This is a genomic window from Sphingomonas sp. ACRSK (genome assembly GCF_022346685.1).
Taxonomy (GTDB): domain Bacteria; phylum Pseudomonadota; class Alphaproteobacteria; order Sphingomonadales; family Sphingomonadaceae; genus Sphingomonas; species Sphingomonas molluscorum.
Genome location: NZ_JAKRNR010000016.1, coordinates 36,278 through 50,612, shown reverse-complemented (window position 1 = coordinate 50,612; position 14,335 = coordinate 36,278). Strand labels below are relative to the sequence as shown.

Below are 14,335 nucleotides of genomic sequence, written 5' to 3'. Positions count from 1 at the left end.
TCAGCCGCCCCCGCCCTGGCCGCCGCGGCCGAAGAACCAGCCGAGCCCGCCGCCGATCGCCGCAACCGACAGGATGCAGGCGATCACCATCAGCAGCCCGTCGCGTACCAGTAGGGCCAGCCCGAACGACAGGATCGCCACCATGGGCAGCGTGCTGGCGAACGGCAGCAGCTCGAGCGGCGGCACCGTGGTACACAGCGCGATGATCGCGACCGCGGCGATCTTGATCATCGGTCCCTTGGTGAGCGCCGGCAGGCGGCCGTGGAACCAGCGATCGAGCCACTTGGCGACGGGCCGCATCTTGTCGGCGACCTTGACCAGCTTCTCGCCTTTCAGGCCGCGGTTCGCCAGGAATCCGGGAAGCCACAGGTCCTTGCGCCCGAACAGCAGCTGAAGCGCGAGCAGCACCATGACCACCGCCATCGCGGTGGGCAGGCCCGGGATGCCGCCCACCGGCGAAATATCGATCAACGGGAAGATGATGAAGAAGGGGCCGTAGGCGCGGTGGCCCATCGCTTCGACGGCGTCGCCGAGCTTCGCCTTGTCCTGCCCGGCCTCTTCGCCGAGCTCCTTGAGCCGGTCGAGCACATCGCCGACGCTCTGCGGGTCCTGGTTCTTCTCCGTCATCGTTGCGCCAACGGAATTGTCGCAAGGCGGTTCCGTTGCGCGGAGCGGCAGGCTAGACCGCGGCATGCTCAAGCTCATCCTCGGCAACAAGGCCTATTCCTCCTGGTCCCTGCGCGGCTGGCTCGCGGCCAAGCTCTCGGGGCTCCCCTTCGAGGAGGTGGTCGTCCCCCTCTATGACGAGGGTTGGGATCGCCGACGCGAGGGCGACGAGTTCGCCCCCTCCTCGGGCAAGGTGCCGATCCTGTGGGACGGCGACGTGGTGGTCTGGGACAGCCTGGCGATCGTCGAATATCTGAACGAGAAGTCGGGCGGTGACCGGTTCTGGCCGGCGGACGCGGCCGCCCGCGCCATGGCGCGCTCGATGGCCGCAGAGATGCACTCCGGCTTCCAGGCGCTGCGTCGCAAGCACAGCATGAACATCCGCCAGGTCTATCCCCCGGCCCGTCTCGACAACGACGTGGTCCACGACGTCACTCGCATCCTCGAGCTGTGGGCACAGGCGCGCGCACGGTTCGGCGGTACCGGTGAGTTCCTGTTCGGCGAGTTCGGCGCGGTGGATGCGATGTTCGCGCCGGTGGTGACCCGCTTCGTCACCTATTCGATCCCGATGCCGCCGTTCGCCGCGGCCTATATGCAGGCGGTGCTCTCTCACCGCTGGATGCAGGACTGGATCGCGAGTGCCCAGGAAGAGGAATGGGTGATCGAACGGTTCGAACAGACGGCCGACGCCGGCTAGGCCGGCTTTCCGCCGACGCGATATCCCTCTCCCGGCGTCAGCATCATGTCGATGTCGGGATAATGGCACCGGCTCTGCGCCGGCCGGCCGACGGCCACGAAGACGCAGTCCGCATCGCTGCGATTCTGAAGCACATGTCCATTGCCGTCGTTCTTGGGGAAGGCGGCGCAATCGCCGGCCCGCATCACCGTCTCGCCGGTGTCGTCGACCAGCACCGCTTCCCCCGACAGGATGGCGACGAATTCGTCCTCCCCTTCGTGCCAGTGTCGTTGCGACGACCAGGCGCCGGGGCGCAGGACGACGTGGCTGACGCCGAAATCCGCAAGTCCGCTCGCAGGCGCAAGGCGCCGATACCACCGCCCCTGGACCGCCTCCCGAAACGGCGCCGGATAGCCGGTCGTGTTGGTCTGCGGGATTGTATCCAAGTCGAGCTTGGGCAATGCCCCCTCCGTCATTTGAGGGAACCAGCGTGACAGACGTCGTCGAACTTACCAAGGCCCTGATCGCCGCCGAGAGCGTGACCCCTGCCCGCGGTCCGGTGTTCGATGTGCTGGAAGCCGCGCTGCTCCCGCTTGGCTTCGACGTCGACCGCTTCGTCTGTGGCGAGGCTCCGGACGGACCGGTCGAAAACCTCATCGCGGTGCGGGGCCAGGGGGGCCGACACCTTGCCTTCGCAGGCCATGTCGACGTGGTTCCTGCGGGCGACGGCTGGACCGCGAGTCCCTTCTCCGGGGAGGAGCGCGGCGGGCTGGTCTATGGCCGCGGTGCCGTCGACATGAAGGGCGGGGTCGCCGCCTTTGCCGCCGCCTGCGCGCAGGTGCCCGCCGACGCGGGTACGCTGTCGCTGCTGATCACCGGCGACGAGGAAGGGCCTGCGATCTTCGGCACCCGCGCGATCATCGATCGCATGGCCGCGCGCGGCCTGGCACCGGATCTCTGCCTGGTCGGCGAGCCCACATCCACCGCTCGGCTGGGCGACATGATCAAGATCGGTCGGCGCGGGTCGGTCAACATCTGGATCGACGTGCACGGCCGGCAGGGGCACGTCGCCTACCCGCACCTTGCCGACAATCCGATTTCCCGCCTCGTCGGCGCGCTCGCGGAGATCGAGGCGCTGGTGCTCGACGCGGGAACCGATTGGTTCCAGTCGTCGAATATCGAGGTAACCGACCTCAACGTCGGCAACCCGGCCACCAACGTCATCCCGGGCCGGGCGGCTGCACGGCTGTCCATCCGCTTCAACGACCTGCATCGTGGCGACGCGCTGATCGAGCGGGTTCGCGCGATCGTGGCGCGACACGCGCCCGATTCGCAGGTGATCGGCAAGGTCTCGGGCGAGGCGTTCCTGACCCCGCCGGGTGCCTTCTCGACCCTCGTCTCCGATGCGATACGCGAGCACACCGGCCTCACGCCGGAGCTTTCGACCACGGGCGGAACCTCGGACGCGCGCTTTCTCTCCAGGCTTTGCCCGACGGTCGAGTTCGGGCTGCTGAACGCGACCATGCACAAGCTCGACGAGGCTGTGGCGGTGGAAGATTTGCGCAGCCTGCAGGCGATCTACGCGACCTTGGCACGGCGCGCGCTCGACGCCTAGCTGGCGAGTCGCCGCCCCGCCGCGGGCGAACCAAGCCAGTCGAGGAACGCCGCCTCCTCCATGGGCGCGGCGATCGCATAGCCCTGCAGCACGTCGCAACCGATCATGCGCAGGATCTTCGCCTGGTCCGCGCTCTCGATCCCTTCGGCAACCGCCGTGCAGCCGAGCCCGTGGACCAGCCCCACCAGCGCCTGGGCGATCGCCCTCGCCTCCTCGCTCTGCGCCACATGGATGGTGAGCGCCCGGTCGAGCTTGACCCGATCGATCGGAAGCTCGCGCAACCGCGCGATGCTCGAAAAGCCCGTGCCGAAATCATCGAGGGCGATGCTGGCCCCATCGCCGCGCAGCAGCGTCACCGCGTCCAGCGCGTCCTCGCTGCACCCCATCAGCAGCGACTCCTTGAGTTCCAGCTCGAGCATCGAGGCGGGCGCGCCGGCACTTGCGACCGCATCGCGCAGCTTGCGCACGAAGCTGGCATGGTCGAGCTCGCGCGCGCTGATGTTGACGCTCAGCCGGTGGCGGATCCCCTTCGCGTGCCAGCGCCCGATGGTGGCCGCCACGTCCTGGACGATCCGGTCGCCCAGTTCGATGATCAGCCCCGTCTCCTCTGCGCACGGCAGGAAGCTGCCCGGCAGGCGCATGCCGTCCGGATGGTGCCACCGCACCAGCGCCTCGGCACCGCAGGCGGAGCCGGTCGCGGCCAACACCTGGGGCTGGAACACCAAGCCGAACTCACCTCGGTCGATACCGGCGCGCAACTCCTGTTCCAGCGCCTTGCGCGCGGCCAGCCCGGCGGCAAGCTTTGCGTCGAAGGCGTGGACCTGCCCCCGCCCGCCAGCCTTTGCGGCATACATCGCGATGTCGGCGGCGCGGGTCAGGTCCACGAAGCTGGTGCCGTGCACCGGCCATTGCGCGATGCCGATCGAGGCACCGGCCTGGAACTCCCCGCCGTGAAACCGATGCGCTCCGGCGAGCACGTTGAGAATGCCCAGCGCGGCACGTTTCGGTTCCCTAGCAGCCTGGCCACAAAGCAGGATGTTGAACTCGTCGCCTCCCAGGCGCCCGACGATGGGCTGCTCCTCCAGCAGCCCGCCTGAAAGATGCTCCGCTGCCTGGCGAAGACGCTGCCCGACCTGCGCCAGCAGCAAGTCGCCGGTCGCATGGCCATAGGTGTCGTTGACCGCCTTAAACCGATCGAGGTCCAGGAACAGCAGCGCGGCCGGCGGGCTCGGCTGCATCCGCGCCAGCCGTTCCAGCCGTTCCTCGACGAGTTGCTGGAAATGGGACCGGTTGGGCAACTCGGTCACCGTGTCGATCTGCGCAGCGCGCTCCACGGCGGCCAGCGTCGTGCGCAACTGCTCGAACAGCGCTTGCATGGCGCGGGCGAGGCTCGGCACGAAGCTCCAGACCTCCCGCGGGATCGGGCTCTGGAGATCGCCGCGCGTCGCCTTGCTCAGCCGCAGGATCGCCTCGTCCACAGCGCCCGCGGTGGTGGAGACGTGGCGTTCCGCCGATGCCCAGCACATGGTCGCACACACCACCGCCGGGATCAGCGCGCTCGACGCGGTCAGCGCGTCCAGCCGGCCGTGAGTGGTCGCCAGGAGAGCGAGAAAGAAGCTGACGGCGCCTGCGCAGGCGGCGAACACGATCGCACGGCGCTTGAGCGACTTGGCGTGCAGCAACTCAAACGTCTCCCTTCTGCGCGTTCATGAAACGACACAGTGTGGGCGAAAGAGTTAAATTTCAGCGCCCATGCGTAACCGACCGACGTAAAATTACGTAGAGGGCGCCTGCGCCGCCATGGCGGGGATGCGCACCCCGCACCGCCGCGATGCGATCCGCATGCCGGGACGCGGCGAGCCAGTCGGGCACGGCCGCACGGATCGCGCCCCTGGCGAAGGGGCGCTCCGCATCGGGGCGTGGCGCACGTCCCGTCACCAGCAGCAGCACGCGATCGCCGCGGGCGATCGACCGTTCCAGCGCCCGGTCTAGCATCGCATGTGCCGAGGCCAGGCTGTGGCCGTGCAGGTCGAAACTGCTGTCGGGCGAGACGAGGCCGCGCGAGAGCCGGCGATCCCAGCTGCCGTCGAGGAGATTGGATACCGCGGGGGCCGGAGCCTGCACCGCCGCCGGCTGGCGCAGCGGCGGGACCCGGCCACGTGGCGGCTTCGGCTTCGGCTCGGGGATCGGTGGCGGCGGAAGCGGCTTGGGCTTGGGCTTGGCCGGCGTGGCGTGCAGCGGTCTCAGGCCCGCGGTGACCCGCGCCCAGAGCGCCGCCTCGCCCTCGCTAAGGCGTCGGCCGGCCACCGCGCCCTGCGTTCAATCGCGCCACCGCACCCGGGGGGAGCAGCACGAAGGCGGTGCCGCGCGCGGACATGCCGCCCGCGATCGCTCGCGCCTCGTCCCCGGCGCCCCAGAAGGTGTCGAAGCGGTTGGCGCCCTTGATCGCGCCGCCGGTGTCCTGCGCAACCCAGAGGCCGGTCGCATCGGTGCGGTCCATCGACAGGAACACCGGAGCGCCGAGCGGCACGAACTTCGGATCCGCCGCAACGCTCGCCTGCCCCGTGACCGGGACGCCCAGGGCGCCTAGCGGCCCGGCGCCCGTCAGCTCGCGGAAGAACACGAAGCTTTTGTTCTCGCGCATGATCGCGCGGCCCTCGGCAGGATGCGCACGCAGCCAGGCGACGATGCCCTGCATCGAGGATTGGCCGGGCCCGAGCAGGCCACGGTCCTTCATCAGCTTGCCGATGCCGGTATAGTCGCGCCCGTTCTGCCCGGCATAGCCGATCCGCATGACCGACCCGTCCGGCAGTCGCAGGCGACCCGAGCCCTGGACCTGGAGGAAGAAGAACTCGATCGGGTCCGCCGCCCAGCCGATCTCCAGGCCGCGGCCTTCGAGCGCGCCTTCCTCGATCTGGGTGCGGTCGTAATAGGGAACGAAGCTGCTGCCCTCGACCCGGCCGCGGATGCGCTTGCCCTTGTACGCGTCCGAGAAGAGGCCGAGGTCGACTTCGACCAGATCGCTCGGCTTCGCATAGACGGGCACGTCATAGCCGCGCTCGCGCCGGCGGGATCCGGCGATCTCGGGCTCGAAATAGCCGGTCGCGAAGGCGCGGCCCTCGCCCACCTGTGCGGGCTCGAACTGGGTGGCGAAGAACTGCATCGCGCCGCCTGCGGGCACCGTCGCGGCGGCATTGCAGGCGGCGACCCAGTCACCGGGCTGCGTCAGGCCGCTCGCATCGGTGCGGCGGACGAGCGAAGGACAACTGATACGAAAGGCCGCGAGCGCCCGCTCGGCACTCTCCGGCGTGATCGGCAAACTGACCGGTCCGGCAAGGACACCGCTCGCAGCCGCAGTCATCGCGCCCGCGACCGGGGCGACCGCAGCCGGTGCCATCGGCGTCGCCGCCACCGGCTGCCGCACGGGCATCGCGGTCGACGGCGGCCGCGTGGCGGAAGGCCGCGCGGGCGCTGGCGCGGTCTCCATGCCGCGCGGCACGATGGTGTTCGAACAACCTGCCAGCAGCACCGCCAGTGCCGCCGCCCCCCACATCCGCATCGAGGTCACGCCTCGTCGGTGTCGGAAAGCTTCCAGTTCGGATCGCCGCTCTTGAGCATCCGTGCGAAGGTCCAGACGTCGTGCGTCTCGACCGCGTCCGTCAGCGAGCCGGCGACCACCTGGCCCTCCGCATCGCGCGTGACGGCGGCGATGTCGGCATCGAAGCGCACCGTGACGCGTGCCAGGCCGCCGGCGACACTCGCGTCGCTGATCACCGCGCGCTCGATCGACACCAGCCGGTTGTCCAGCGTGTGGCCCGCTTCGTCCCGCGCCTCGATCGCCGCCGCGAACGCCGTCTGGACCTCGGCTTCGGTGAGCCAGGCGAGAGTATCGCGATCGCCCTTCCAAAAGGCTTCGAGGATCATGCGGTAGGCGGACTTGGCACCTTCCAGGAACTCAGCGACGTCGAAGGTCGGGTCGCTGGCGACGATGGCGCGCAGGCCGTTCTCGGCCGCCGGCTCGACATGACGCTGGGTGACGTCGCGCGGCTCCGGCTGCACGTCGATCGTGCGGGGAACCGGCGGCACGCCGACGCGCTCCTCGGCGGGGCGGGCGAGCGGCTGTTCATGGCCGGTGCGCTTGCCCAGCACCGCGTAGAGACGCAGTGCGAGGAACCCCGCGACCATTCCCAGAAGAACAACGACCAGCACTTCGCCTCCCAAATCTGACGCGATCAACATAGGGGCAAGCAGTGCCAGTTTCAAATGGCTGCGGGCGGTCCATCGCACGGGCGCCGCCGTTGAACTGGCGCCGATCGCCTGCTAGGCGCCGAGCCGAAAAACGCGGCAGGCCGCAAAGCTATCCTTCAGCAAGGAAATTCCCATGGACGACCAGAACGACGCCGGCCTCGACGAAAGCTTCGCCAACGGTGCCGACACCCAGCCGCAGGTCGGCGTCCTTTCGCAGTATGTGAAGGATCTGTCGTTCGAGAACCCGAACGCGCCGGGCATCTACCAGGTGCAGGGCCAGCCCAAGCTGGACGTGCAGTTCAACATCGGCGCCACCACGGTCGGCGAGGACGTGCATGAAGTGGTGCTCAAGATCGAGGCGCGCGCCGACGTCGAGGGCCAGGCGCTGTACCTCATCGAGCTGAGCTATGCCGGCCTGTTCGGCCTGCGCAACATCCCCGACGAGCACCTCCAGCCGTTCCTGCTGGCCGAAGCGCCGCGCATCATCTTCCCGTTCGCGCGCCGCGTGCTCGCCGATGCGGTCCGTGACGGCGGCTTCCCGCCGCTGATGCTGGAGCCGATCGACTTCGGCGCACTCTACATGCAGCAGGCGGCCGCTGCTGCCGGCGAACTGTCGGGCAACGCTGCCGGCACCATCGGTCACGCCTGATCCTTGACCTGCGAACGGGTTGACCAAGGCGGCTGACCAGAATGAAGCTCGTTCGCACACTCGGCTCGGTTGGAGGGCTCACGCTCGCCAGCCGGGTCCTGGCGCTGGTGCGCGATTCGCTGCAGGCGCGCTATGTCGGGGCGAGCTTCGCCTCCGACGCCTTCACCATCGCGTTCCGCCTGCCCAACATGTTCCGCGCGTTGTTCGCGGAAGGCGCGTTCAACGCCGCTTTCATCCCCATGTTCAACCGCAAGGTCGGCGAGACCGGCGAGCTTTCGGCGGGGCTCGACTTCGCAGAGCGCGCGCTGTCGGTATTGTTCGCGGTGCTGCTGGGCTTCACTGCGATCATGCTGGCCGCTGCCTGGCCGATCACCTGGGCGATGTCGCTCGGCTTCAACAACGCCACGCCCGACCAGTTCGCCTTTGCGGTCCAGCTGTCGCGGATCACCATCCCTTATCTGATGCTGATCTCGCTGGCCTCGCTGCTCGGCGGCATCCTCAACTCGCTCGACAAGTTCTGGGTCAACGCCGCCGCGCCGATCCTGCTCAACATCGCGATGGTCACCGCGCTCGTCTTCTTCAACGGCGATCCATATGAGACCGCGCGCGCGCAGGCGGTCGCAGTTCCGATCGGCGGCCTCTTGCAGCTCGCCTGGCTGGCGCTCGCCTGCCGCCGCGCCGGCGTGTCGCTGCGCCCACGCCTGCCCCGCGTCGATCCGGAAGTGAAGCGGCTGATGAAGCTGATCCTCCCGGCTGCGATGGGGGCCGGTGCGTCGCAGGTGAACCTTCTGATCTCCAGCGCGCTTGCAGCCCGGCTGCTCGCGGCCGGTTCGATCTCCTACATCTATTATGCCGACCGGCTGAACCAGCTGCCGCTGGGGCTGATCGGGATCGGGCTCGGCACCATTCTCCTCCCCACCATCTCGCGCCTGCTGGGCGCCGGGCGCGAGGCGGAGGCGATGGAGACGCAGAACCGCGGCACGGAGCTCGCGCTGTTCCTGACGCTGCCGGCAATGGTGGCGCTGATCGTCGCCGCCGAGCCGATCGTGCGCGGGCTCTTCCAGTACGGCGCGTTCGACGCGGCCGACACGCGCGCCTGCGCCTGGGCGCTCGCCGGCTTTTCGGTCGGCCTGCCCTCCTATGTGCTCGTCAAGGTGCTGACGCCCGGCTTCTACGCGCGCCAGGATACGCGTACGCCAGTGCGCTACGCGATGTGGTCGGTGGGCGTGAACATCGTCGCCAACATCGTCCTGATCCCGCTGCTGGGCCATGTCGGGCCGCCGCTCGCCACCGCCCTCGCCTCCACCGTCAACGTAGCCATGCTGTACCGCACGCTTCGCAAGCGCGGGCATTTCGCCGTCGACGCGCAACTGCGCCGCCGGCTTCCGAGGCTCGCCCTCGCGGCGCTGTTGATGGGGGCGGCCGTGTTCGGCCTGGAGAGCCTGCTCGATCCGTATCTGATCGGGCCGATGGCCATGCGCTACGCAGCCCTCGTGGTGCTGGTCGGAACCGGCTGCGCGATCTATGGACTGGCCTGCTTCGTCACCGGCGCGTTCCGGGTGGCGGACGTGAAGGCGCTGATTCGGCGCCGCAGCACCAACTGATCGGCGGCCGCTGCACCGCCCAAGCGCAAGGACCACAAGATGCGTGTCGTCTCCGGCATCCAGACCACCGGCAATCTGCACCTCGGCAACTATCTGGGCGCCATCAAGCAGTGGGTCGCGATGCAGGATGCGATGCAGCCGGGCCACGACTGCCTGTTCTTCCTGGCCGATCTCCATGCGCTGACCGTCACGCAGGATCCCAAGGAACTTGCCGAAAACACCATCGGCATGGCCGCCACGCTGCTCGCGGCCGGCATCGATCCCGAGCGCTCGATCCTGTTCAACCAGGCGCGCGTGCCTGCGCACAGCGAGCTTTGCTGGCTGCTGATGGGCACCGCCCGCATGGGCTGGCTCAACCGCATGACCCAGTGGAAGGACAAGGCCGGCAAGAACCGCGAGGGCGCGAGCGCGGGCCTCTTCACCTACCCGGTGCTCCAGGCCGCGGACATTCTCGCCTACAAGGCGACGCACGTGCCGGTGGGCGAGGATCAGAAGCAGCATCTGGAGCTGGCGCGCGACATCGCGACCAAGTTCAACACCGACACGGGCGTCGAGCTCTTCCCCCTGCCCGATCCGCTGATCTCGGCCGCCGCGCCGCGCATCATGAGCTTGCGCGACGGCACGGCCAAGATGTCCAAGTCCGATCCCTCGGACATGAGCCGCATCAACCTGATCGACGACGACGAGACGATCGCCGCCAAGTTCCGCAAGGCGCGTACCGATCCGGATCCCCTGCCCGACAGCTTCGACGGCCTCGAAGGCCGGGCCGAGGCGAAGAACCTCGTCACCATCTATGCGGCACTCGCGGACGCGACGCCGCAGTCGGTGGTGGAGCAATACGCCGGCCAGGGATTCGGGACGTTCAAGCCCGCCCTGGCGGATCTGGCCGTCGCCGTGCTCGGCCCGATCCGGAACCGGCTGACCCGTCTGCTGGACGACCGCGATACGGTCTCGGCCGCCCTCGCCAAGGGCGCGAGCAAGGCGACGGCGCTTGCCGCTCCGACGCTGCGGTCGGCTCAGGAGGCTTTGGGCCTGCAGGTCTGAGCCGACCCTGCTCCACGTCGGCCGGCGTCCCTCAGGGGATCAGCCGGTCGGCGCGCAGCCGCTCGAACAGATCGAAGAAGGCATCGTCGCTCGGCTGGTAGCCGGTGAAGCCGAGCCTGCGGCTCTTGCTCATGTCCGTGACCACCTCGATCGGCCGACCAAGGTCCGCATCCGTGTGCCAGGGCGACGCGAGGCGGGCGAGATCCGGCTCAACGAGTCCCTCTCGCGCGGCAATCGTGCGCCAGAGGTCTGCGTCGTCGGCCATCTGCGCCTCCAGCGGCAGAACCGTTCCGTCGAACGGTGCGGGCTCGATCCCGAACCATTGTGCGATTCGGCTCCACATCCACTTCCAGCGGAAGACGTCGCCGTTCACGACGTTGAACGCCTCGTTGCGTGCCGCAGGCGTCGTCGCCGCCCACAGCAGGTGGCTGGCGAGCAGTCGGGCGTCGGTCATGTCGGTCAGCCCCTCCCACTGCGCTGCCGATCCGGGGAAGCGGAACGGCCGGCCGGTTTCGCGGCACAGCGTCGCATAGACCGCCAACGTCGTTCCCATGTTCATGGCGTTGCCGACTGCTTTCCCGATCACGGTGTGCGGACGGTGGACGCTCCACGAGAAGCCGTCGCGCTCGGCGGCGGCGAACACCGCGTCCTCCTGCGCATAATAGAAGTTGGGCACGTCGAGCCGCCCCTGCTCCTCCCGGAACGGCGTTTGCGGGAGCGCGCCCTTCCCATAGGCCTCGAACGGCCCGAGATAATGCTTGAGCCCCGTGACGAGCGCGACGTGTCGCGGCCCCTGCGCCGGCGGCAGGGCGTCGAGCAGGTTGCGCACCATGGCCCCGTTCACCCGGATGTTCTCCGCCTCGCTGTCCTGACGCGCCCAGGTGGTGATGAACACGGCATCGGGATGCACGCCCGCGAGCGCGGCGGCGGTGGCGTCCCGGTCGTTCAAGTCGGCAGCGACCGCCGCCACGCCGGGCTGCGCCTGCGGCCGCCGCGCGAGGCCGTGCACGCTCCAGCCCTCCGCCAGCAGCAGATCCGCGGTCGCGCTGCCGACGATGCCGCTCGCGCCCACCACCAATGCCGTCTTTGTCATGATCCTGCTTCCTTTTCCGATTGGCACCTCAGCTAGGCAGGCAGGACACAAGCTTCTAGACGGCACCATTCAGGGACATAGGCACCAGGAGGTACCCACATGCGGATCGGTTCGGCCGAGGAGGAATGGCGCGAGGATTGCGCACCGCGTCGCACGCTGGAGCTGTTTGCCACCAAGTGGACGAGCATGGTGCTGCACACCCTGCACGTCCGCCACGCAGGGGTCGCGCGCACGGGCGTGCTGCTGCGCAGCCTCCCCGGCATTTCGAAGAAGATGCTGACCCAGACCCTGCGCGAGATGGCGGAGAGCGGGCTGATCACCCGCCACGTCCACGGGACGATTCCGCCAGCGGTCGAATATGCGCTGACGCCGCTCGGGCGTCGATTCGTCGAGCCGGTCGAACTGCTGTACGCCTGGGGCCGCGACAACGCCGATGCGCTGGACCAACTGCGACCGCGTCCGACGTCGCGACGTTAGTTGCAAGGGGCAGCCCGTGCGGCCGCCCCGGCGCTTCAGGCGCCTTCGAGCTGCCGCATCAGCTGGCGGACCGCGCCGTCGATCTCGCCGTCGAGGCCGCGCAGCGACTCGATGCGCTTCACGGCATGGATGACGGTCGAATGGTCGCGGTTGCCGAACTTGCGACCGATCTCGGGCAGCGAACGGGTGGTGAGCCGCTTGGCGAGATACATGGCGATCTGGCGCGGGCGCGCGATCGCGACGGCGCGGCGGGCGGAGACCAGATCGAGCTGCTTGAGCTCGAAGTGACTGGAGACCGCGCGCTGGATGTCGTCGATGGTGATTCGCTTCTTCGGGCCCTGGAGCATCTCGCCCAGGGTCTGGACCGCGAAGTCCATGGTGACGGGCTGGCCGATCAGCTGCGCATAGGCGACGACGCGGTTGAAGGCGCCTTCCAGCTCGCGCACGCTGCCGTGGATCCGGCTGGCGAGCAGGTCGAGGACGTCGGCCGGCACCGGCACCGCGGCGTTCTCGGCCAGGCGGCGCGAGAGGATCGCGTGGCGCAGTTCGAGTGCCGGCGGCTTGATGTCGGCGACGAGGCCAGCACCCAGGCGCGAGACCAGCCGGCTCTCGACGCCGTCGAGCAGGTGCGGGCTGCGGTCGCACGCGATCACCAGCCGCTTGCCCGCGTCCATGAACGCGTTGACGGTATGGAAGCACTCCTCCTGGGTCGCGTCCTTGCCGGCCACGAACTGGAGGTCGTCGATCATCAGCAGGTCGACGGCACGCAGCCGCGCCTTGAAGCTGTGGGTGTCGCGGGCACGGACCGCGCTCACGAACTCGAACATGAAGCGCTCGGCCGGCATGTAGATCGCCGTCGCCTGCGGATTGGCCGCGAGGAACGCGTGGCCGATCGCGTGCATCAGGTGCGTCTTGCCCTGGCCGGTGCCGCTGTGGAGGTAAAGCGGGCTGAACCGCGGCACGCCGGGCTCCGCCAGCAGCTGGGCTGCGTTGCGGGCGACGCGATTCGAATCATGCGACACGAACCGGTCGAAGGTGAAGCGCGGATCGAACTGCGAGCGCTCCGGCGCGCCGATGGGCTGTGCGGGAACGGGCTCGGCAGCCGGGACGGTCGGGGGCGAATCGGCGAGCAGCGTGGCGCCGGCCACCGGCGTCGCCGGCGCGATCGACTCGCCGGTCAGGACGCGCGCGGGCTCCAGCGTGCTGACGGTCTCGACCGAGACAGTGCGGATCTCGGGCAGGCACGCGCGGAACTCGAACAACAGCCGATCCGCGTAGTGGCTCTTCACCCAGTTCGTCATGAACGCCGACGGCAGCCCCAGGCGCACCATGTCGGCGTCGCTGTCCGGGAGCAGCACCATCGGCTTCAGCCAGCGGTCAAACAGCCGCTGCCCCGCGGACAGGCGCAGGTTGTGGCGCACGCGCCCCCACGCGGCTTCCACGGCTGCTGCTGTTCCTTCCCCCGTTCCCGTCACGCGAACACACCTCTCCCCCGACCGAAAGCAGCGCTTTCAGCCTGTGATTCCAACTAGCGATAAGCTCCAACGGTAACCTGGCCGTGAAGACCGGAACCGCACGCGAAACTCCGCGATACCGTGCCCCGGAGCCGGGGCGTGGGGCTTGTTTAGGAAGGCGGCGGAAGGAAGATCAAGAGCCGGTCACGCCCAAAAAAATAATATAGAGCATTGACACCCCGAACCCCTCGGAATTCCGCGGGTTTCCGTTTTTTGCCCGCAATAACAGGGGCTTAGCCGATCCGGTTTGTTACGACCCCATTCGAATCGTGACAAATCCGTGACTTGTCCGTGACTTGGACCGCCGTACTTGATTCGTCCCGCGGCGGCGGATTTCAGGCACGAAAAAGGGGCTCCGCCGGCACCCGGCGAAGCCCCTTTTTCAACCTGGTCGTGCGTGTGCTCAGGCGAGCGACGACACCGCCTTGGTCAGGCGTGCGAACTTGCGCGACGCAGTGTTCTTGTGGAGCACGCCCTTGGCGACGCCCCGCGCCAGTTCCGGCTGCGCTGCAGTCAGAGCAGCCGAAGCCGCCTCACGATCGCCCGATGCCAGCGCCGATTCGACCTTCTTGATGAAGGTACGGATGCGGCTGACCCGCGCGCCGTTGATTTCCGCGCGACGCTCGTTGCGCCGGATACGCTTCTTCGCCTGTGGCGTGTTCGCCATGTGCCGTCCTGATCCTGTGCTGCATGAACGGGCGCAGAAACTCCACGGCCCGGGAAAGCGGCGCCCCTACCGCGCACCGTCG

The 14,335-nt window shown here is 68.6% G+C and carries 15 protein-coding genes; 6 read left to right on the top strand and 9 right to left on the bottom strand.

The genetic code is table 11. From position 1 onward, the window contains the following. Entirely contained in the window at positions 1-627 is a 627-nt protein-coding gene (locus MHZ35_RS10335) for an exopolysaccharide biosynthesis protein (RefSeq protein WP_239435519.1), read from the bottom strand. 64 nt (positions 628-691) lie between these two features. Here MHZ35_RS10335 and MHZ35_RS10330 point away from each other — a divergent pair, with 64 nt between their 5' ends. Next, positions 692-1,363 carry a glutathione S-transferase family protein gene (locus tag MHZ35_RS10330; RefSeq protein WP_239435518.1) on the top strand — a complete coding sequence of 224 codons (672 nt, stop codon included), beginning with the start codon at positions 692-694 and terminating at the stop codon, positions 1,361-1,363. On the opposite strand, the gene MHZ35_RS10325 is transcribed toward MHZ35_RS10330, so the two are convergent. Next, a complete protein-coding gene (locus MHZ35_RS10325; RefSeq protein ID WP_239435517.1) occupies positions 1,360-1,803 on the bottom strand; it encodes a cupin domain-containing protein in 444 nt (147 codons plus the stop codon). The genes MHZ35_RS10330 and MHZ35_RS10325 overlap by 4 nt on opposite strands. Here MHZ35_RS10325 and dapE point away from each other — a divergent pair. Next, a complete protein-coding gene (dapE, locus tag MHZ35_RS10320; protein ID WP_239435516.1) occupies positions 1,803-2,957 on the top strand; it encodes a succinyl-diaminopimelate desuccinylase in 1,155 nt (384 codons plus the stop codon). The two genes, MHZ35_RS10325 and dapE, sit on opposite strands and share 1 nt — an antisense overlap. On the opposite strand, the gene MHZ35_RS10315 is transcribed toward dapE, so the two are convergent. The 4 genes from MHZ35_RS10315 to MHZ35_RS10300 form a co-directional block, all read right to left on the bottom strand. Beyond that, the gene (locus tag MHZ35_RS10315; protein WP_239435515.1) at positions 2,954-4,639 is read right to left on the bottom strand and encodes a putative bifunctional diguanylate cyclase/phosphodiesterase; all 1,686 of its coding nucleotides are present in this window, start codon (positions 4,637-4,639) and stop codon (positions 2,954-2,956) included. The two genes, dapE and MHZ35_RS10315, sit on opposite strands and share 4 nt — an antisense overlap. Positions 4,640-4,700: 61 nt before the next feature. Next, positions 4,701-5,264 carry a Smr/MutS family protein gene (locus MHZ35_RS10310; RefSeq protein ID WP_239435514.1) on the bottom strand — a complete coding sequence of 188 codons (564 nt, stop codon included), beginning with the start codon at positions 5,262-5,264 and terminating at the stop codon, positions 4,701-4,703. Then, positions 5,245-6,516 carry a murein transglycosylase A gene (gene mltA, locus MHZ35_RS10305; RefSeq protein ID WP_239435513.1) on the bottom strand — a complete coding sequence of 424 codons (1,272 nt, stop codon included), beginning with the start codon at positions 6,514-6,516 and terminating at the stop codon, positions 5,245-5,247. Before mltA ends, MHZ35_RS10310 begins: the two co-directional genes overlap by 20 nt. 5 nt (positions 6,517-6,521) lie before the next feature. Next, entirely contained in the window at positions 6,522-7,166 is a 645-nt protein-coding gene (locus tag MHZ35_RS10300) for a Tim44/TimA family putative adaptor protein (RefSeq protein ID WP_239435512.1), read from the bottom strand. A 172-nt stretch (positions 7,167-7,338) separates the two neighbouring features. On the opposite strand from MHZ35_RS10300, the gene secB reads away from it, so the two are divergent. The 3 genes from secB to trpS are packed head-to-tail and all read left to right on the top strand — an operon-like array spanning position 7,339 to position 10,502. Further along, complete coding sequence (secB, locus tag MHZ35_RS10295; RefSeq protein WP_239435511.1) at positions 7,339-7,854, top strand: protein-export chaperone SecB; 516 nt, start codon at positions 7,339-7,341, stop codon at positions 7,852-7,854. Positions 7,855-7,895: 41 nt separating this feature from the next. Further along, positions 7,896-9,458: a murein biosynthesis integral membrane protein MurJ gene (gene murJ / locus MHZ35_RS10290; protein WP_239435510.1), complete on the top strand. Its 1,563-nt coding sequence runs from the start codon at positions 7,896-7,898 to the stop codon at positions 9,456-9,458. A gap of 39 nt (positions 9,459-9,497) precedes the next feature. Further along, positions 9,498-10,502, top strand: coding sequence for a tryptophan--tRNA ligase (trpS, locus tag MHZ35_RS10285; protein ID WP_239435509.1), 1,005 nt, complete (start codon positions 9,498-9,500; stop codon positions 10,500-10,502). 31 nt (positions 10,503-10,533) lie between these two features. Here trpS and MHZ35_RS10280 read toward each other — a convergent pair whose 3' ends face one another. Next, positions 10,534-11,595 (bottom strand): SDR family oxidoreductase, encoded by a 1,062-nt coding sequence (locus tag MHZ35_RS10280; protein ID WP_239435508.1) that lies wholly within the window; start codon positions 11,593-11,595, stop codon positions 10,534-10,536. A 99-nt stretch (positions 11,596-11,694) separates the two neighbouring features. Between MHZ35_RS10280 and MHZ35_RS10275 the strand changes: the two genes are divergently transcribed. Then, a complete protein-coding gene (locus MHZ35_RS10275; protein WP_125961011.1) occupies positions 11,695-12,072 on the top strand; it encodes a winged helix-turn-helix transcriptional regulator in 378 nt (125 codons plus the stop codon). A 35-nt stretch (positions 12,073-12,107) separates the two neighbouring features. On the opposite strand, the gene dnaA is transcribed toward MHZ35_RS10275, so the two are convergent. Beyond that, positions 12,108-13,514, bottom strand: a complete 1,407-nt coding sequence (gene dnaA / locus MHZ35_RS10270; protein ID WP_239435507.1) for a chromosomal replication initiator protein DnaA — start codon at positions 13,512-13,514, stop codon at positions 12,108-12,110. 475 nt (positions 13,515-13,989) lie between these two features. Then, positions 13,990-14,253 carry a 30S ribosomal protein S20 gene (gene rpsT, locus MHZ35_RS10265; protein ID WP_125961013.1) on the bottom strand — a complete coding sequence of 88 codons (264 nt, stop codon included), beginning with the start codon at positions 14,251-14,253 and terminating at the stop codon, positions 13,990-13,992. Positions 14,254-14,335 lie beyond the last annotated feature (82 nt).